Origin of the sequence: Comamonas sp. BIGb0152 (assembly GCF_024809975.1) — a bacterium.
Lineage (GTDB): Bacteria > Pseudomonadota > Gammaproteobacteria > Burkholderiales > Burkholderiaceae_C > Comamonas.
Window position 1 is genome coordinate 729585 of record NZ_JANUDY010000002.1, and the last position, 14666, is coordinate 744250.

The 14666-nt window shown below is 62.9% G+C and carries 11 protein-coding genes; 3 read left to right on the top strand and 8 right to left on the bottom strand.

The window, feature by feature from the left end:
• Positions 1-210 precede the first annotated feature (210 nt).
• Positions 211-1263 carry a fibronectin type III domain-containing protein gene (locus M2375_RS06770; RefSeq protein ID WP_259164727.1) on the bottom strand — a complete coding sequence of 351 codons (1053 nt, stop codon included), beginning with the start codon at positions 1261-1263 and terminating at the stop codon, positions 211-213.
• A 17-nt stretch (positions 1264-1280) separates the two neighbouring features.
• A complete protein-coding gene (locus M2375_RS06775) occupies positions 1281-2009 on the bottom strand; it encodes a right-handed parallel beta-helix repeat-containing protein (protein WP_259164728.1) in 729 nt (242 codons plus the stop codon).
• Between the two features lie 448 nt (positions 2010-2457).
• On the opposite strand from M2375_RS06775, the gene M2375_RS06780 reads away from it, so the two are divergent.
• A complete protein-coding gene (locus M2375_RS06780; protein ID WP_259164729.1) occupies positions 2458-2754 on the top strand; it encodes a cupin domain-containing protein in 297 nt (98 codons plus the stop codon).
• Here the strand turns inward: M2375_RS06780 and M2375_RS06785 are convergent.
• Positions 2713-4032 (bottom strand): MFS transporter, encoded by a 1320-nt coding sequence (locus tag M2375_RS06785; RefSeq protein ID WP_259164731.1) that lies wholly within the window; start codon positions 4030-4032, stop codon positions 2713-2715. The genes M2375_RS06780 and M2375_RS06785 overlap by 42 nt on opposite strands.
• A gap of 95 nt (positions 4033-4127) precedes the next feature.
• Here M2375_RS06785 and M2375_RS06790 point away from each other — a divergent pair, with 95 nt between their 5' ends.
• On the top strand, positions 4128-5081 hold the full coding sequence (locus tag M2375_RS06790; protein WP_259164732.1) for a LysR substrate-binding domain-containing protein: 954 nt from the start codon (positions 4128-4130) through the stop codon (positions 5079-5081).
• Between the two features lie 194 nt (positions 5082-5275).
• Here M2375_RS06790 and M2375_RS06795 read toward each other — a convergent pair whose 3' ends face one another.
• Positions 5276-7180 (bottom strand): propionate--CoA ligase, encoded by a 1905-nt coding sequence (locus tag M2375_RS06795; RefSeq protein ID WP_259164733.1) that lies wholly within the window; start codon positions 7178-7180, stop codon positions 5276-5278.
• A gap of 253 nt (positions 7181-7433) precedes the next feature.
• On the opposite strand from M2375_RS06795, the gene M2375_RS06800 reads away from it, so the two are divergent.
• Positions 7434-8663 (top strand): nucleoside recognition domain-containing protein, encoded by a 1230-nt coding sequence (locus M2375_RS06800; protein ID WP_259164734.1) that lies wholly within the window; start codon positions 7434-7436, stop codon positions 8661-8663.
• Positions 8664-8723: 60 nt separating this feature from the next.
• Here M2375_RS06800 and sbcB read toward each other — a convergent pair whose 3' ends face one another.
• The 4 genes from sbcB to clpS all read right to left on the bottom strand — a co-directional run bounded on the left by sbcB (position 8724) and on the right by clpS (position 14577).
• Positions 8724-10181, bottom strand: a complete 1458-nt coding sequence (sbcB, locus tag M2375_RS06805; protein ID WP_259164735.1) for an exodeoxyribonuclease I — start codon at positions 10179-10181, stop codon at positions 8724-8726.
• 56 nt (positions 10182-10237) lie between these two features.
• On the bottom strand, positions 10238-11692 hold the full coding sequence (gene cls / locus M2375_RS06810) for a cardiolipin synthase (protein WP_259164736.1): 1455 nt from the start codon (positions 11690-11692) through the stop codon (positions 10238-10240).
• 104 nt (positions 11693-11796) lie between these two features.
• Positions 11797-14139 (bottom strand): ATP-dependent Clp protease ATP-binding subunit ClpA, encoded by a 2343-nt coding sequence (clpA, locus tag M2375_RS06815; RefSeq protein ID WP_259164738.1) that lies wholly within the window; start codon positions 14137-14139, stop codon positions 11797-11799.
• Between the two features lie 63 nt (positions 14140-14202).
• Positions 14203-14577 (bottom strand): ATP-dependent Clp protease adapter ClpS, encoded by a 375-nt coding sequence (gene clpS, locus M2375_RS06820; protein WP_259164740.1) that lies wholly within the window; start codon positions 14575-14577, stop codon positions 14203-14205.
• Between the last annotated feature and the right edge of the window lie 89 nt (positions 14578-14666).

A 14666-nucleotide genomic window follows, 5' to 3' on the forward strand; every position in this document is an offset into this window, starting at 1 on the left:
CTACAACGAGAAGCGCATCCAACGCTGGCTTGGTGCCCTCCTCTGCATCCCGGGACCCTCAGCACAAGCCTTCGCCCATGGGATGGACACGGATCGGGATCAGGCGCAAGGCGTCTTTGCAGCCAATAGCGGGCTATGGACAAGCAAGACAACGCAGCGGAGCGCCTGCGTCCGCGTTCAGACCCAGGCAGGACGTTTTGCAGAGGGTTGCTAGCGTCGTAGAGGGTGGCGGGAGCGATCCCGAGAACGGAAGAACAAGCCGACCAGCATGAACAACGATGCCAGCAGCGTGGCGACAAGGCTCCATGCAGGTATGGGCGCGGCTGCTGCAGTCGATGCGCCTGGAACAGTGATAGGGGGGCTGCTTGGCCCGGTGCCCACATTGGTCTGCGCAGCGACCGTACAGATATAAGCAACGCCTGGGGCTAAGCCCGGCACCGTGATGGGCGACTGCCCTGCAGACGCCGTGATGGCGGCACCGCCACCGACGGGCACGCACTGGGCCTGGTAGCCCGTGACGGTCTCCGTAGGGGTGGATGCGACGGGAGGGAAGTTTAATGTGACGGTATTGCCTTGCCTGTCTGCACCAACGCTGGCCGGGGGCGTGACATCGGATGCGCTGATGCTGATCGCATCAACACCAAAGAAAAGGCTCTGGCGATTGTCCACCTCGGCAAGCCGCAGGCGAATGCTGCGCCCTGCATAGGGCGTCACATCGAACTGAATGCTTTGATAGCCGCTACCGACGCTTGCGCCCGACCATTGGAAGACATTGGCAAGAACGCCAGTGCCCAGGTCGTTCCAGGGCGCCGCCGGATCCATGATATCGATACGTGCCTGCTGGTTGGGTACCGTCTGATAATCCAGGCTAGCGGGTGCGGCCGATGGGGGTGCCGCACTTTGCAGATACACCTGCGCGCTGAGTGTCGCGCTTTTGCCTGCGGGCACAGCGATATCCTGGTACAGGACATGCGACCCAGGACCAGGCTGATCGGACATCGCTGCAAACGTGCCTTGTGGCGGCGCTGCGACGCTGACAGGCGTCAGGGCACTTTGGGTGCCTTGCTGTGCATAAAAGCCTCCCTGCGATCCCGGCTGGGACATGGCTTGCCAGCCGGTAAAGCCCAGTGAACCCGCGCCAGCGTTTTGCTCAAAGCCACCATTGACCACGAGTTCGGCGGCGCGCGCCAGCGGGCTGAGGGTGCAGGCCAGCATCACCAGCGCAATGCCGCTGCCAAGCCGATAGTGTGGAGGGCATGTCATGGCTGATCCTTTGCTGCTCAGCGCTCGTAGAGTGTCGCGGTGGGCGTGCTGGGACTGTCATTGCCTTCAAGGCGGTTATTGTTATAGGTGGTCACATTGCCGGCGGTGGTATTGAAGGCGGTGGCATTCCCAAAAAGCGACGAATCCGAGAGGTAGAGCTTGCTATTGGCATCACCCATGGAAATGGCTGCCGCGCGGTTGTTCACGATATCGGCGCGTTGCACCAGCAACTGGGCGTTTGCGCCGCTCTGCACTTCGATGGCATTTTGAAAACCTTGGATCTGGGTGTGCTCGACCAGAACCTTGGATGCGCTGCGCACTTGGATCCCTGACGCGCTCGTGCCGAGTCCTTCAATACTCAAGTTGCGCAGAACCACGGTGGCATTGGGATGGATTCCCGTGTCGATATCGATGATGATGGCATTGCCGCTGCTGACCAGCACGCCAGCCGTGCCAGCGGCTGCACCATCCAGCGAGATAGGTTTGGTGACGGTAACCGCGCCAAAGCCACCGGGGTCAAGGATGTTGACTTGACCTCTAGCGGCAGTTCTAGAGATGGCTCCGGCAAAAGTCTTGCACGGCGCCGTTCTGCTGCAGGGGTTTGCATCATCACCCACTCCAGACACCCAGGTTCGCGTTGCCTGGGCAAAGGCGGACGGCGCCGCAAAAGCCCCTGCGAGGGCAACCAGCGATACGGCCCATAGCCGAACCCCGCCAAAATGGATCCTGCTGGTGTGGATGCGCATGATTGCCTCGTTTGGAAATGTTGATTGATTAACTAAATGTAGCGTGGGCCACACCTTTGCAATCATGGGTTTACCCTTGTTTTTAGACCACCGAAGCGCTCGATCAGTACAGCGCCCATTCAACACCTGGCCCTGGCGACTGCTGCCGCTCAAGCACTGGTCAGCCAGCAACTCAGATCCGTTTGCTGCGACCTCCCGTCGTCGCCGGGTTGGCCTTACAGCGGTTGCTGCCGCGCACGGCCTGATCCTGCGCATTCGGTCACCGGCACCTAGTGCGCATCCGAGCACCAAGGCTTGCGCTGGCCTAGCGATGGGTTTCATGGAGACGTCAACGGTGCCCCTCCATGCCATGTTTCAGCTAAAGTCCGTGCCTGTATACCCGCAGCCGTGCTCGCGATGTGTGTCGCCGAAATTCTGCTGATGGACCAAGACTCGGAAGCCGAAAAACATGCCCCTATTTGACCTCCCTACCATCGCCAATGCACTGCCTGCGGCATGGCGCTCCACAGTACTTGGACGAGTGGGCTCGACAAACATCAAATTGCTTCGGATGGACCAACTGCCGTATGGCGAGGAAGCGCATGACTACGATGAGGTCTTGCTGGTCGTCAGTGGCCGAATGGTGCTGGAAGTTGCCGGCGAGGCGCTCCGCATTGACGCGGGTCAGATGTACATTGCCGAAGCCGGCGTTCCTCATGCGGTTTTATCGGGGAGCCACGGAAGTTTGCTGATTGTGGATCTCTGAATCGACGGCTGTCGCCGCAGTACGCGGCGCCAGCAGCGGCATCGCCACCAGCGCACAGGTGCTCGCAACCAGCCACACCATTGGCCAGCCCTGCAGGGCGAGCAGCTGCGGGATCAATAAAGGCGTGACAAAGCACACCAGGAACACGCTGGTGTTCGCCATGCCCAGCGCGGTGCCCGCCCGCGCCGCACCGGCCAGCATGGCGAGCTCGGTGTACGCGACGCCATGCCATGCCGACACGCAGACACCGCTCACACCCAGCAACACGACCAACGCCACACGCAGCGCCAATGGGTCGGCGGTCTGCGTGCCCACGGCCACAACCAGTAGCGCGAGCCCTGCGAACAAGACCACGCTGAGTGCGCTGCAAGCGCGCAGGTAAGCCGGGCGGTTGCGACGAAGATCGGTCCAGCGACCGCTCCACACGCGCAGCACCATCGCGCCGACCTGCGTAAAGACCATGGTGGCGGTGATCGTCGCGACACTTGCGTGGCCAAAGTCGTGCAGGAACACGGTGCCGAAGGACAGCACGGCGAACTGCGGTGCGCAGAGGATGCCGATGCCCAGCACGATGCGCCAAACGCGTGCATCGTGCAGCGGGCCGGCCTTCAGTGCCAGAGCAGCATCTGCCGCGGTGTTGCGCGTGCGCGGCGTCGTCGCAGACAGGGGCGGTTCATGCACCCAGGCCCAGCCCATCACCGCACCCAGCGCGCACAGCGCCGCCAGCAAGCTGTAGAGCGCAGCGAAGCCCCAGTGCAGGGCCACCCAAGGCAGCACTAGCGCGCCGATACCGCCGCCCAGCGGCACGGCGGTCTGGCGAATGCTCATCGCCAGACCGCGCTCGCTGGCGCCGAACCACGTCATCACCGCACGTCCGCTAGCGCCGTTCACGCTGCCGCCCAGCAGGCCGACCAGCAACAAGCCTGCGCCCAAGCAGCCAAGACCTGGAATGTGCTGCGCGTTTGGTGCGGCCCAGAGCGCCATCGCCAGCAGCGCAAGCGCGGTGCTGCCCAGCCCGGTCAGCAGCACGGGTCGGTCTCCCCAGCGGTCAGTCAAGAGACCCCATGGCAGCTCGCTCACCGCGATGCCCAGCCCCATGAGGCCGAGCACCAAGCCGAGCGAGGCGTTGTCGAGCTGGTAGCCGGTGCGCATCAGCACCGCAGTCATGGGAATGCCGCTGAAAGCTACAGAAAAAGCCGCGTTGGCGGCGACACCCGCGGCCAGCACTTTCCAGCGGTGGCCCGCTGGATAGGTTGAAGAAGAAGTGGATAAGCTCATGGTGCAACGCAGTATCCGCCGCTGCAAATGTTTTGAATATCAGAAAATATTGCGACAATCATCCTGAAAACCAGGACGATAGAAAGACCCCCACCATGAGCCAGACCATGTTCGATCTCGACGTGCTGCGCACGTTCTCCACCGGCATCGCGCTCGGCAGCTATGCGCGCGCGGCCGACAAGCTGGGGCGCTCGACCTCAGCCGTGAGCGCGCAGCTGAAAAAGCTGGAGGCGCAGGCCGGCACCGTGCTGTTTCGCAAGCTGGGCCGGGGCCTGGCGCTCACCGATGCTGGCGAGACTTTGCTGGCCTACGCGCACCGCATGCTTGAACTGAACGACGAAGCCAGCGCCGCTCTGCGTGGCGCCGACCTGCAGGGCTGGGTGAGGCTGGGGCTGCAGGAAGACTTTGGCGAGACGCTGCTGCCCGCCGTGCTGGGCCGCTTCGCTCGCGCGCACCCCAAGGTGCGCATCGAGGCCTGCGTGGCGCGCAGCAGCGAGCTGCGCGAGCGACTCGAACTGGGCCAGCTGGACCTGGCGCTGGCATGGGACGCGGGCGACCAACCGCTTTCGCAGTACGCCGAGCACGTGGCTCGGCTCCCGTTGTTGTGGATTGGCCCGAAGGCATTGGAGCGGGTCGATGCCCCCTGGTGGACAGAGCGCGAACACCCAGGCTCCGGCGCGCGCAAACCCAAGAGCAAGGAGCCGTTGCCGCTCATCATGCTCGACGCGCCGTGCCCGCTGCGCGAGATGGTCATCACCGCACTCGACCGTGCTGGCCTGCCCTGGCGCCGGTCCTTTAGCAGTGCCAGCCTGGCCGCGCTGTGGGCCGCCACGTCGGCTGGGCTGGGCCTCACCGTGCGCACGCCGTTCGGTCTGCCCTCGCATGTGCGCCCGCTCGACCGCGCGGTGCTGTCCTTGCCAGCGCTGCCGCAGATATCGCTGGTGTTGTATCGCGCGCAGGCCCATTCCGAGGCCCCGGCAAGCCGGCTGGCCACGCTGCTGCTGGAGGCGGTGCGCCAGCATGTGCCAGCCGTGGCTGCGCCGAGCTGACTGGGCTAAGCTTTCTTCCGTATTCGCTCGCGCTTGCGCTGGTACTCGGGTCGCAGGTCAGTGTGGATTTGTGCAGGCGTCTGCAATGGGCTGCGGATTCCACTTGCTGCGCCCTGCTTTCGGCTATGCAGGCAGGGGAGGCATGGTGAGGCCCGATGCGCCGTGGCCTTACACCGCCCTCCTCGCCCAGCGCATCAACGCGCGTCCGCCGCCATCGCCTCCACCACCTGCTGCAGCGCTGCGGGGTCTTCCATGGTCGACAGATCCCCCGTATCCCGCTTCTCCGCCACCGCCTGCAACGCGCGGCGCAGCAGTTTGCCGCTGCGCGTCTTGGGCAGGGTGGCCACAAAGTACACCCGTGCTGGCCGGGCCACCGCCCCCAGCTGCTTATCAACATGGTTGCAGACCGATTTTTCCAAAGCGGCGCATGCGGCACTGTCGCCGGCAACCGCATTGCTGCGCGGCACAGCAAAGGCCAGTGCCACCTGGCCTTTCAAGGCATCCGCCACGCCCACCACGGCGACCTCGGCAATCTCCGCATGGCCGGAGATGCTCTCCTCGATCTCGCGCGTGCCCAGGCGGTGGCCCGCAACGTTGATCACATCATCGGTGCGGCCCAGGATGAAGTAGTAGCCCTCCTTGTCGCGCACGCCCCAGTCAAAGGTGCTGTAGACCAGGCGGCCGGGAATGCTCTTCCAGTAGGTGTTGACAAAGCGCTGGTCGTCACGCCACACGGTCATCAGGCAGCCGGGTGGCAAGGGGCCTTCAATGGCGATCACCCCTTTTTGCATGGGCTCGACCAGCTCGGCGCCGGTATCGCCATCGATCAGCTTGACGTTGTAGCCAAACACGGCCTTGCCTGGGCTGCCAAAGCGCGATGGCTGGGGCTCGACGCCATTGCACAGGGTCAAGATCGGCCAGCCGGTCTCGGTCTGCCAGTAGTTGTCGATGATGGGGCGCTGAATGGCACCACTGATCCAGTTGGCCGTGGGCTCATCAAGCGGCTCGCCCGCCAGCCACAAGGCCTGGAGGCTGCTGAGGTCGTACTTGCTCAGGTATTCCGGGTCGTGCTTTTTGAGCACGCGGATGGCGGTGGGTGCCGAGAACATGTGCGTGACCTGGTACTTCTCGACCAGGCTCCACCAGATGCCCGGGTCCGGCCGGATCGGCAGCCCCTCATACATGAGGGTGGCCATGCCGCCAATGAGCGGCGCGTAGATGATGTAGCTGTGGCCCACGACCCAGCCAATGTCGCTGGTGCAGAAAAAGGTCTGGCCGGGCTTGGCATCGAAGATCGCCGGCAGGCTGGCGGCCAGCGCCACGGTGTAGCCGCCCGTATCACGCTGCACACCCTTGGGCTTGCCGGTGGTGCCACTGGTGTAGAGCGTGTAGCTGGGGTGGGTAGCATCCACCCATTCGCAGGGCACTTGCGCATCCAGGTGCTGGGCACGCAGATCAGCCCAGAGGTGGTCACGCCCGGCCACCAGCGGCATGGAGGCCAGGCCCCGGTTCACCATCAGCACCGCTTGTGGCTTATGGCTGGCCAGTGCAATGGCCTCGTCCAGCAAGGGTTTGTAGGGCACCACTCTGCCGGCACGCGATCCCGCATCAGCGCTGATGATGACGGTGGGCTGGGCATCGTCAATGCGGGTGGCCAGCGAGCCCGATGCAAAGCCGCCAAACACCACCGAGTGGATGGCACCGATGCGCACGCTGGCCAGCATGGCAATGGCCGCCTCGGCAATCATCGGCATGTAGATCTGCACGCGGTCGCCCTTTTTAACGCCCAGGGCCAGCAGCGCAGCCGCCATGCGCTGCACCTCGCGGTGCAGCTCGGCATAGCTGTAGCTGCGCTCGGTGTTGGTCTCGGTCGATACCGCAATCAGCGCCGCCTGCTCACCCCGCTCGGCCACATGGCGGTCGATGGCGTTGTGGCAGAGATTGGTCTGCCCGCCTGCAAACCAGCGCGCAAACGGCGGGTTGCTGTAATCACAGATCTGCTGGGGCGGCACATGCCAGTCAATGCGCTGGGCCTGCTCGGCCCAGAAGGCATCGCGGTCGTTGATCGAGCGGGCATAAAAGTCGGCAAAACGGCGCATGGGGAACAGTCTCCATCTTTTGTTGTGGAGCCATTATTTCCCTTTGCCTTGCATACCGCTGACAAATAGGCGCGTGCTGATGTTTGCAGTCCTGTGGTTTTCCCGCATAAGCGGCGGCCGCTGAGAGAGGCTTTTGCGGCCCAGCACACAGTTTGCGCACCGCCTGGCTTGGGCAGCACCCGGCATCGCGCACAATCAGCGGCATGGCGCGCAGCCCCGGTGCTGCGGCGCGCCTGATGACGAAGGATTCCCCATGCTCAACGGCTTGTGGCTGGGTTTTTTTGTAGTGGCCGCTGTGGCCGCTTTTGCGCAATGGCTGGTGGGCGGCAACAGCCAGATCTTTGCCGACATGGTGCAGGCGCTGTTTGGCATGGCCAAGCTGTCGGTCGAGGTGATGGTGCTGCTGTTTGGCACGCTCACCTTGTGGCTGGGCTTTTTGAAGATTGCAGAAAAGGCCGGTTTGGTGGATATGCTGGCCCGCTGGCTGGCGCCCCTGTTTGCCCGGCTGATGCCCGAGGTGCCACGGGGCCACCCGGCCCTGGGCCTGATGACCTTGAACTTTGCCGCCAACGCGCTGGGGCTGGACAACGCCGCCACCCCCATTGGGCTCAAGGCCATGCGGGCGCTGCAAGAGATCAACCCCTCGCCCACGTCGGCCAGCAATGCGCAGATTTTGTTTCTGGTGCTCAATGCCTCGTCGCTGACTTTGTTGCCGGTCACCATCTTTATGTACCGCATGCAGCAAGGCGCGCCTGATCCGACCCTGGTTTTTCTGCCGATTCTGCTGGCCACCTCGGTCTCGACGCTGGTTGGACTGGTCTCTGTCGCCATCGTGCAGCGCCTGCCGCTGTGGCACCCGGTGGTGCTGGCCTATTTGCTGCCGGTAGGCTTGGTGCTGGCCGGTTTTATGGCCTTTCTCGCCACCTTGACCTCTACCGCCATGGCGCAGGTATCTTCGCTGCTCGGCAACCTCACCTTGTTCGGGCTGATTGTGCTGTTTGTCGTGGTGGGCGCCTGGCGCAAGGTCGCTGTCTACGAGGCCTTTGTCGAAGGGGCCAAGGAAGGCTTTGATGTTGCCAAGGGGCTGCTGCCCTACCTGGTGGCCATGCTCTGCGCCGTCGGTCTGTTCCGCGCCTCTGGCGCACTCGGCTATGCGCTGGATGGTATCCGCTGGCTGGTGGAGCTGAGCGGCATGGACAGCCGTTTTGTCGACGCCCTGCCCACCGCCCTGGTCAAGCCCTTCTCGGGCAGCGCCGCGCGCGCCATGCTGATCGAGACCATGCAAAGCCATGGTGTGGACAGCTTCCCCGCGCTGGCGGCCGCCATCATCCAGGGCAGCACCGAGACCACCTTCTATGTGCTGGCCGTGTATTTTGGCGCGGTGGGCATCCAGCGCGCACGCCACGCCGTGCCCTGCGCGCTGCTGGCCGAGTTTGCCGGTGTGGTGGCGGCCATTGTGGTCTGCTACCAGTTCTTTGGCTGATCCCAGCAGTTGCGGCCCTCACCTGCAGCAAGCGCTAGCCCGCCACGGCGCTAAGCGCGCTCAAGCATCGGGCATGATCGCATCGGCCCAGTCGTACAGCGTGCCCAGAATCTCTTCAGCGCGCTCATCGGCGGTTTCAGACAACTGGTCGATTTCTGCAAACATCTGCTCGGCCGTGCGCGCGCCGCCCAGGCCTTCATGCAAAAAGGCAATGCGCAGCGCCTGCCAGCGCTGTTGCTCTTCAGGATTCAGCGAATCAGGGAAGTTGCGGGCGCGGTAGCGGAACAGCAGCTCGTGCAGACGCGCATCGTCAAAGCCCGGCTTGGCAACGGCCAGCTCTTGCGGGTGCATGTCGATCAGCTGGTTCAAGCGGCGGCGGTCGGCCTGGCCGATAAAGCCGCCATACAGATCCTGGTCCACATCCACCCCTTGCAGCGGTGGGCGCTGGAACACGGCGGCCCAGGTGGCGCTCATGTCGGGCAGATCGCGGGCAATGGCGGCATGGCGCATGGCTTGTTCCATGTCAATTTTCCAGCGGGCGGCCTGCTCGGCGCTGAGCGTGCGCAGGCTGCTGACCACCATCGGCGACTTGTTCAGGTGCACGGTCTTGATGGGCAGCCGCGTTGTCCCTTCGGGCAGATCGGCCGTGGCGCTGAACATGCGCAGGCGCATGTCATCGACGGACAACTCTGCCAGCTGGCTCGGGTCCTGGGCCAGATCCCAGGCGATGATTTCGTTTTTGTTGGTGGGATGCTGGGCCAGCGGCCAGACCACGGCAATGCAGCCGCGCTCGACGCCGTACATGCCCGATACATGCAGAAAAGGCCGTGCATTGGCGGAGGTGGCCGGCAGGGCCAGCTCCTGCATCACGCGGTCTTTCTTGTGCAGGCCCAGTGCAAAATCAAACAGGCGCGGCTGCAGGCGCTTGATAAGGCGCGCCAGGCCAATGGTGGCACGCACATCGCTGAGCGCATCGTGCGCCGATTCATGCAGGATGCCGTTGGCGCGCGCCAGGTCTTCGAGCTTGAAGCTGACCGAACCATCTTCTTTTTGGGGCCACTGAATGCCTTCGGGGCGCAGCGCATAGACCATACGCACGACATCGAGCAGGTCCCAGCGGCCGCAGCCGTTTTGCCACTCACGGGCATAAGGGTCGCGCAGGTTGCGCCACAGCATGTAGCGGGTGACTTCGTCGTCAAAACGGATGGTGTTGTAGCCCACACCAATGGTGCCGGGCCGGCCCAGCTCGGCCTCCACGGCGGCGGCAAACTGGTGCTCGGGCACGCCCTGCTCCAGGCAGTGCTGCGGGGTCAGGCTGGTGATCAGGCTGGCTTGCGGGCTGGGCAAATAATCCAGCGCAGGCTGGCAGTACCGCATGACCGGCTCGCCGATTTCGTTGAGGTCCATGTCCGTGCGGATGCCGGCAAACTGGGCGGGACGGTCCTGGCGTGGCACGGCGCCAAAGGTTTCATAGTCGTGCCAGAAAAAGCTGGCGGGGGCGGACAAGGAATTCTGCATGCCCGCTAGTATGCCTGCTCTGGCAGCCGCTCCCAGGCAGACTGGGCAGCGCCTGGTTACAGCAATGGTGAGAACAGGCGCGCGATCGAATCACCCAGCCGGGGCAAAAAGCGCTGCTTGCGGCGCGTGGCCACCAGCTTGGAGCGCACCAGGTCGGTCATGAACTGGTCCTGCAGCCGGGCGTTGAGCTCCGGGCCATAACCAATGGCACAGACCTCGTAGTTCAGGCGAAAGCTGCGGTTGTCGAAATTTGCCGTGCCGATGATGGTCAGGTCATCGTCGACGACCAGCGTCTTGGAGTGCAGCATGCGCGCATGGTACTCATAGACCTTGGCGCCCGCGCTGATCAGCTCCTCGTAGTAAGAGCGGGCTGCAGCAGTCACAAACACAGAGTCTGATTTCTCCGGCACCAGCAGCCGCACATCCACCCCGCGCAGCGCAGCGCTGGTCAGCGCATACATGGCGGGCTCGGTGGGCACAAAGTACGGCGTGGTCAGCCACACCCGCACGGTGGCGGACTGGATGGCGGCCACATGGGCGCGGTGGATGGGCTCGGTGGGGTTGTCCGGGCCCGAGCTCACCAGCTGCATGGCATGGCAGCCATCGGGCATGTCGGGCAGCAGCAAGTTCAGGTTGGCGGGCATGTCCTGGGCGGACTTTTCCAGTGCATAGGCCCAATCCTCCAAAAAGGTGGTCTGCAGCCAGGTGACGATGGGGCCCGCCATGCGCAGGTGCACGTCGTGGTAGGCATTGGGGTTGACCCGGCGGTCTTCCTCGTCGGTGATGTTGACGCCGCCCGTAAAGCCGATTTGGCCATCGACCACCAAGATTTTGCGGTGGCTGCGGAAATTGATCACCGGGCGCAAGCGCCTGCCGATGCGCGTGGGGTGAAACACCGCAAACTCGCCACCTGCCGCCAGCAAGGGCGCAATGAACTTGCGGTTGACCCGCTTGGAGCCCAGCGCATCGACCAACATACGCACCTTGATCCCGGCCTTGGCCCGCTCAACCAGTGCATCGCGCAAACGCGTGCCCGTCTGGTCGGGCTCGAAAATATAGTATTCCAGGTGCACATGGTGACGGGCCTGCGACACGTCGTCCAGAATGCGGTCAAAGGTGGCCGCCCCGCCGCTTAAAAGCTCCACACTTTCGGCGGAGGTGATGGGAAAACCGCTGGTGGCCTCCACCAGCTTGACCATCTCGCGCAGCTGGGCGGGGGGCTGGGGTTGGCCGTCGCGTATGCGGCGGGTGGTCTCGCGCACATGGTTTTTGTTGCGCGCGCGCAGGCGCTTGATGCGCTGGCGCTTCATGCGCTGCGGCCCGATGAAGTAGTAGACGATCAGCCCCACCACCGGCAAAGACCCCATGGACAGCAGCCAACCCAGGGTGGCCACGGGGGCCCGCCGCTGCATCAGAATCCAGATACCCACGACCCCCAGGTAAATCGGCCAGATCACGGACAGCAGCGCGACCAGATTTTCCTTGGTCAGATACGGAGATAAGGACGCCACAGCACCGTGCTCCTGTTGATGGGACCGCCCAGTGTAGCCTGCCACCGTGACAGCCGCGCGCATAAAAAAACAGCCGCAAGCGGCTGTTTTCGTAGCACGGTGCCTCAATCGGCAGCGACTTCCTCTTCAGGCTCAGCCGGCTCTTGCTTGGCGCGCTCCTTCTTGTGCAGCGGCTGGATGTCGAGCAGCACCTCGGGCTTGTCGGCGTTGCTGTCGTCCCATTCCACGCTCAGGCGCCCACCATCGGTCAAGCGGCCAAACAGCAGCTCGTCGGCCAGCGAACGGCGGATGGTGTCCTGGATCAGGCGCTGCATCGGCCGCGCACCCATCAGCGGATCGAAGCCGGTCTTGGCCAGGTGCTTGCGCAGCTTGTCGCTGAACGTGACCTCGACCTTCTTCTCGGCAAGCTGCTGCTCCAGCTGGAGCAGGAACTTGTCGACCACCCGCAAAATGACCTGCTCATCGAGCGGCTTGAAGCTGACGATGGCGTCCAGACGGTTGCGGAACTCGGGCGTGAACAAGCGCTTGATATCGCCCATTTCGTCGCCCGCCGCACGCGGGTTGGTAAAGCCGATCACGGCCTTGTTCATCGTCTCTGCGCCCGCATTGGTGGTCATGATGATGATGACGTTGCGGAAGTCAGCCTTGCGTCCGTTGTTATCGGTCAAGGTGCCGTGGTCCATCACCTGCAGCAGCACATTGAAGATGTCCGGATGTGCCTTCTCGATTTCATCGAGCAGCAGCACCGCATGGGGCTTCTTGGTCACCGCTTCGGTCAGCAAGCCACCCTGGTCGAAACCGACATAGCCGGGAGGCGCACCAATCAGGCGCGAGACCGCATGGCGCTCCATGTACTCGGACATGTCAAAGCGGATCAAGTCGATGCCCAGGATATAGGCCAGCTGCTTGGCAGCCTCGGTCTTGCCCACGCCGGTCGGGCCGGAGAACAGGAAAGAACCAATGGGCTTGTCCACCTTGCCCAGGCCGGAGCGGGCCATCTTGACGGCTGACGCCAGCACTTCGAGGGCCTTGTCCTGGCCAAAGACCACGCTTCGGAGGTCGCGCTCCAAGGTCTGCAGCTTGCCCCGGTCGTCATTGCTGACATTGGCCGGAGGAATGCGGGCGATCTTGGCAACGATCTCTTCGATCTCGGTCTTGCCAATGGTTTTCTTGCGCTTGGAAGGCGCCAGAATGCGCTGCGCGGCACCGGCCTCATCGATCACGTCAATGGCCTTGTCGGGCAAATGGCGGTCATTGATGAACTTGGCCGACAGCTCGGCGGCCGCCTGCAGGGCTGCCAACGCGTACTTGACGTTGTGGTGCTCTTCGAAGCGCGACTTGAGGCCCTTCAAAATATCGATGGTCTCGGGCACCGTGGGCTCGACCACATCGACTTTCTGGAAACGGCGCGAGAGCGCAGCGTCTTTTTCGAAAATGCCCCGGTACTCGGTAAACGTGGTCGCGCCGATGCACTTGAGCTGGCCGCTAGAGAGCGCCGGCTTGAGCAGGTTGGACGCATCCAAGGTGCCGCCCGAGGCTGCACCGGCACCGATCAAGGTGTGGATTTCGTCGATGAACAAGATCGCATGCGGCTTGTCTTTCAAGGCCTTGAGCACGCCTTTCAAGCGCTGTTCAAAATCGCCTCGGTACTTGGTGCCTGCCAGCAGCGAGCCCATGTCCAGCGAGTAGACGGTGGCCTCGGCCAGCACCTCAGGCACATCCTCTTGCGTGATGCGCCATGCCAGGCCTTCGGCAATCGCCGTCTTGCCCACGCCGGCTTCACCCACCAAGAGCGGGTTGTTCTTGCGGCGACGGCACAGGATCTGGATGGTGCGCTCCACCTCGTACTGGCGGCCGATCAGCGGATCGATCTTGCCTTCCTTGGCCTGCTGGTTCAGGTTGACGGTGAACTGCTCCAGCGGCGATGCCTTTTCGGCACGCTCGGCGTTGTTGCTGCCGACCTCTTCCGCATCCGAGCTGGACTCGGACTTGGGCAGCTCGGGGGTGTCGTTCTTCTTGATGCCGTGGGCGATGTAGTTGACCACGTCCAGGCGCGTCACACCCTGCTGGTGCAGGTAGTACACGGCATGCGAATCTTTTTCGCCAAAAATGGCCACCAGCACATTCGCGCCAGTCACTTCCTTCTTGCCATTGCCCGTGCTTTGCACATGCATGATGGCGCGCTGGATCACGCGCTGGAAACCCAGGGTGGGCTGGGTATCCACTTCGTCTTCGCCCGCTACTTGGGGGGCGTTGTCCTTGATGAAATTGGTCAGCGACGCACGCAAGTCATCGATATTGGCAGAGCATGCGCGCAACACTTCAGAAGCGCTGGGGTTGTCCAGCAAGGCCAGTAGCAAATGCTCCACGGTGATGAATTCGTGGCGCTGTTGCCTGGCTTCTACAAAAGCCATGTGCAAGCTGACTTCCAGTTCCTGAGCAATCATTTGAAACTCCTTTTTTGCTTGCCAAATACACTCAACTTGCTTCTAGATGAGGATCGGATTCCGTTATTCAACAGGCTCCGATACCGCCTGAAGCGGATGGCCTGCACCATTGGCGGCATCCATCACTTGTGCCACCTTGGTTTCGGCGATTTCATGCGAGTACACACCACATACCCCTTTCCCATCCAAGTGGATCTTCAGCATGATCTGGGTGGCCGCCTCGCGGCTTTTGCCAAAAAAATGCTGAAGCACCTCGATCACAAACTCCATCGGTGTGAAATCGTCATTGAGCATGACCACCTGGTACATCTTGGGTGGCTCCACCCGCTGCGCGATGCGCTCAACCACCAAAGCGCCTCCACCGTCCTCCGGTGGTTGGGGCTTTGCGGGCAGATTCGGCGGGGGAGGAACAACAGGTTTCGTGGCCATTGAGATCATTCTATAAGGCTAAATTTCCACATGAACAAAGATGGTGATGCTTTTATGAACTTCAATACGGCTGCGCCAGCAACTACTGGCGCAGCCGT

Bases quoted from the DNA above. Each gene is read 5' to 3' on its own strand.
- clpS (WP_259164740.1), bottom strand. From the start codon at position 14,577: ATGATCTCAATGGCCACGAAACCTGTTGTTCCTCCCCCGCCGAATCTG.
- sbcB (WP_259164735.1), bottom strand. From the start codon at position 10,181: ATGCAGAATTCCTTGTCCGCCCCCGCCAGCTTTTTCTGGCACGACTAT.
- M2375_RS06770 (WP_259164727.1), bottom strand. From the start codon at position 1,263: ATGACATGCCCTCCACACTATCGGCTTGGCAGCGGCATTGCGCTGGTG.
- clpA (WP_259164738.1), bottom strand. From the start codon at position 14,139: ATGATTGCTCAGGAACTGGAAGTCAGCTTGCACATGGCTTTTGTAGAA.
- M2375_RS06775 (WP_259164728.1), bottom strand. From the start codon at position 2,009: ATGCGCATCCACACCAGCAGGATCCATTTTGGCGGGGTTCGGCTATGG.
- M2375_RS06785 (WP_259164731.1), bottom strand. From the start codon at position 4,032: ATGAGCTTATCCACTTCTTCTTCAACCTATCCAGCGGGCCACCGCTGG.
- M2375_RS06790 (WP_259164732.1), top strand. From the start codon at position 4,128: ATGAGCCAGACCATGTTCGATCTCGACGTGCTGCGCACGTTCTCCACC.
- M2375_RS06800 (WP_259164734.1), top strand. From the start codon at position 7,434: ATGCTCAACGGCTTGTGGCTGGGTTTTTTTGTAGTGGCCGCTGTGGCC.
- M2375_RS06795 (WP_259164733.1), bottom strand. From the start codon at position 7,180: ATGCGCCGTTTTGCCGACTTTTATGCCCGCTCGATCAACGACCGCGAT.
- M2375_RS06780 (WP_259164729.1), top strand. From the start codon at position 2,458: ATGCCCCTATTTGACCTCCCTACCATCGCCAATGCACTGCCTGCGGCA.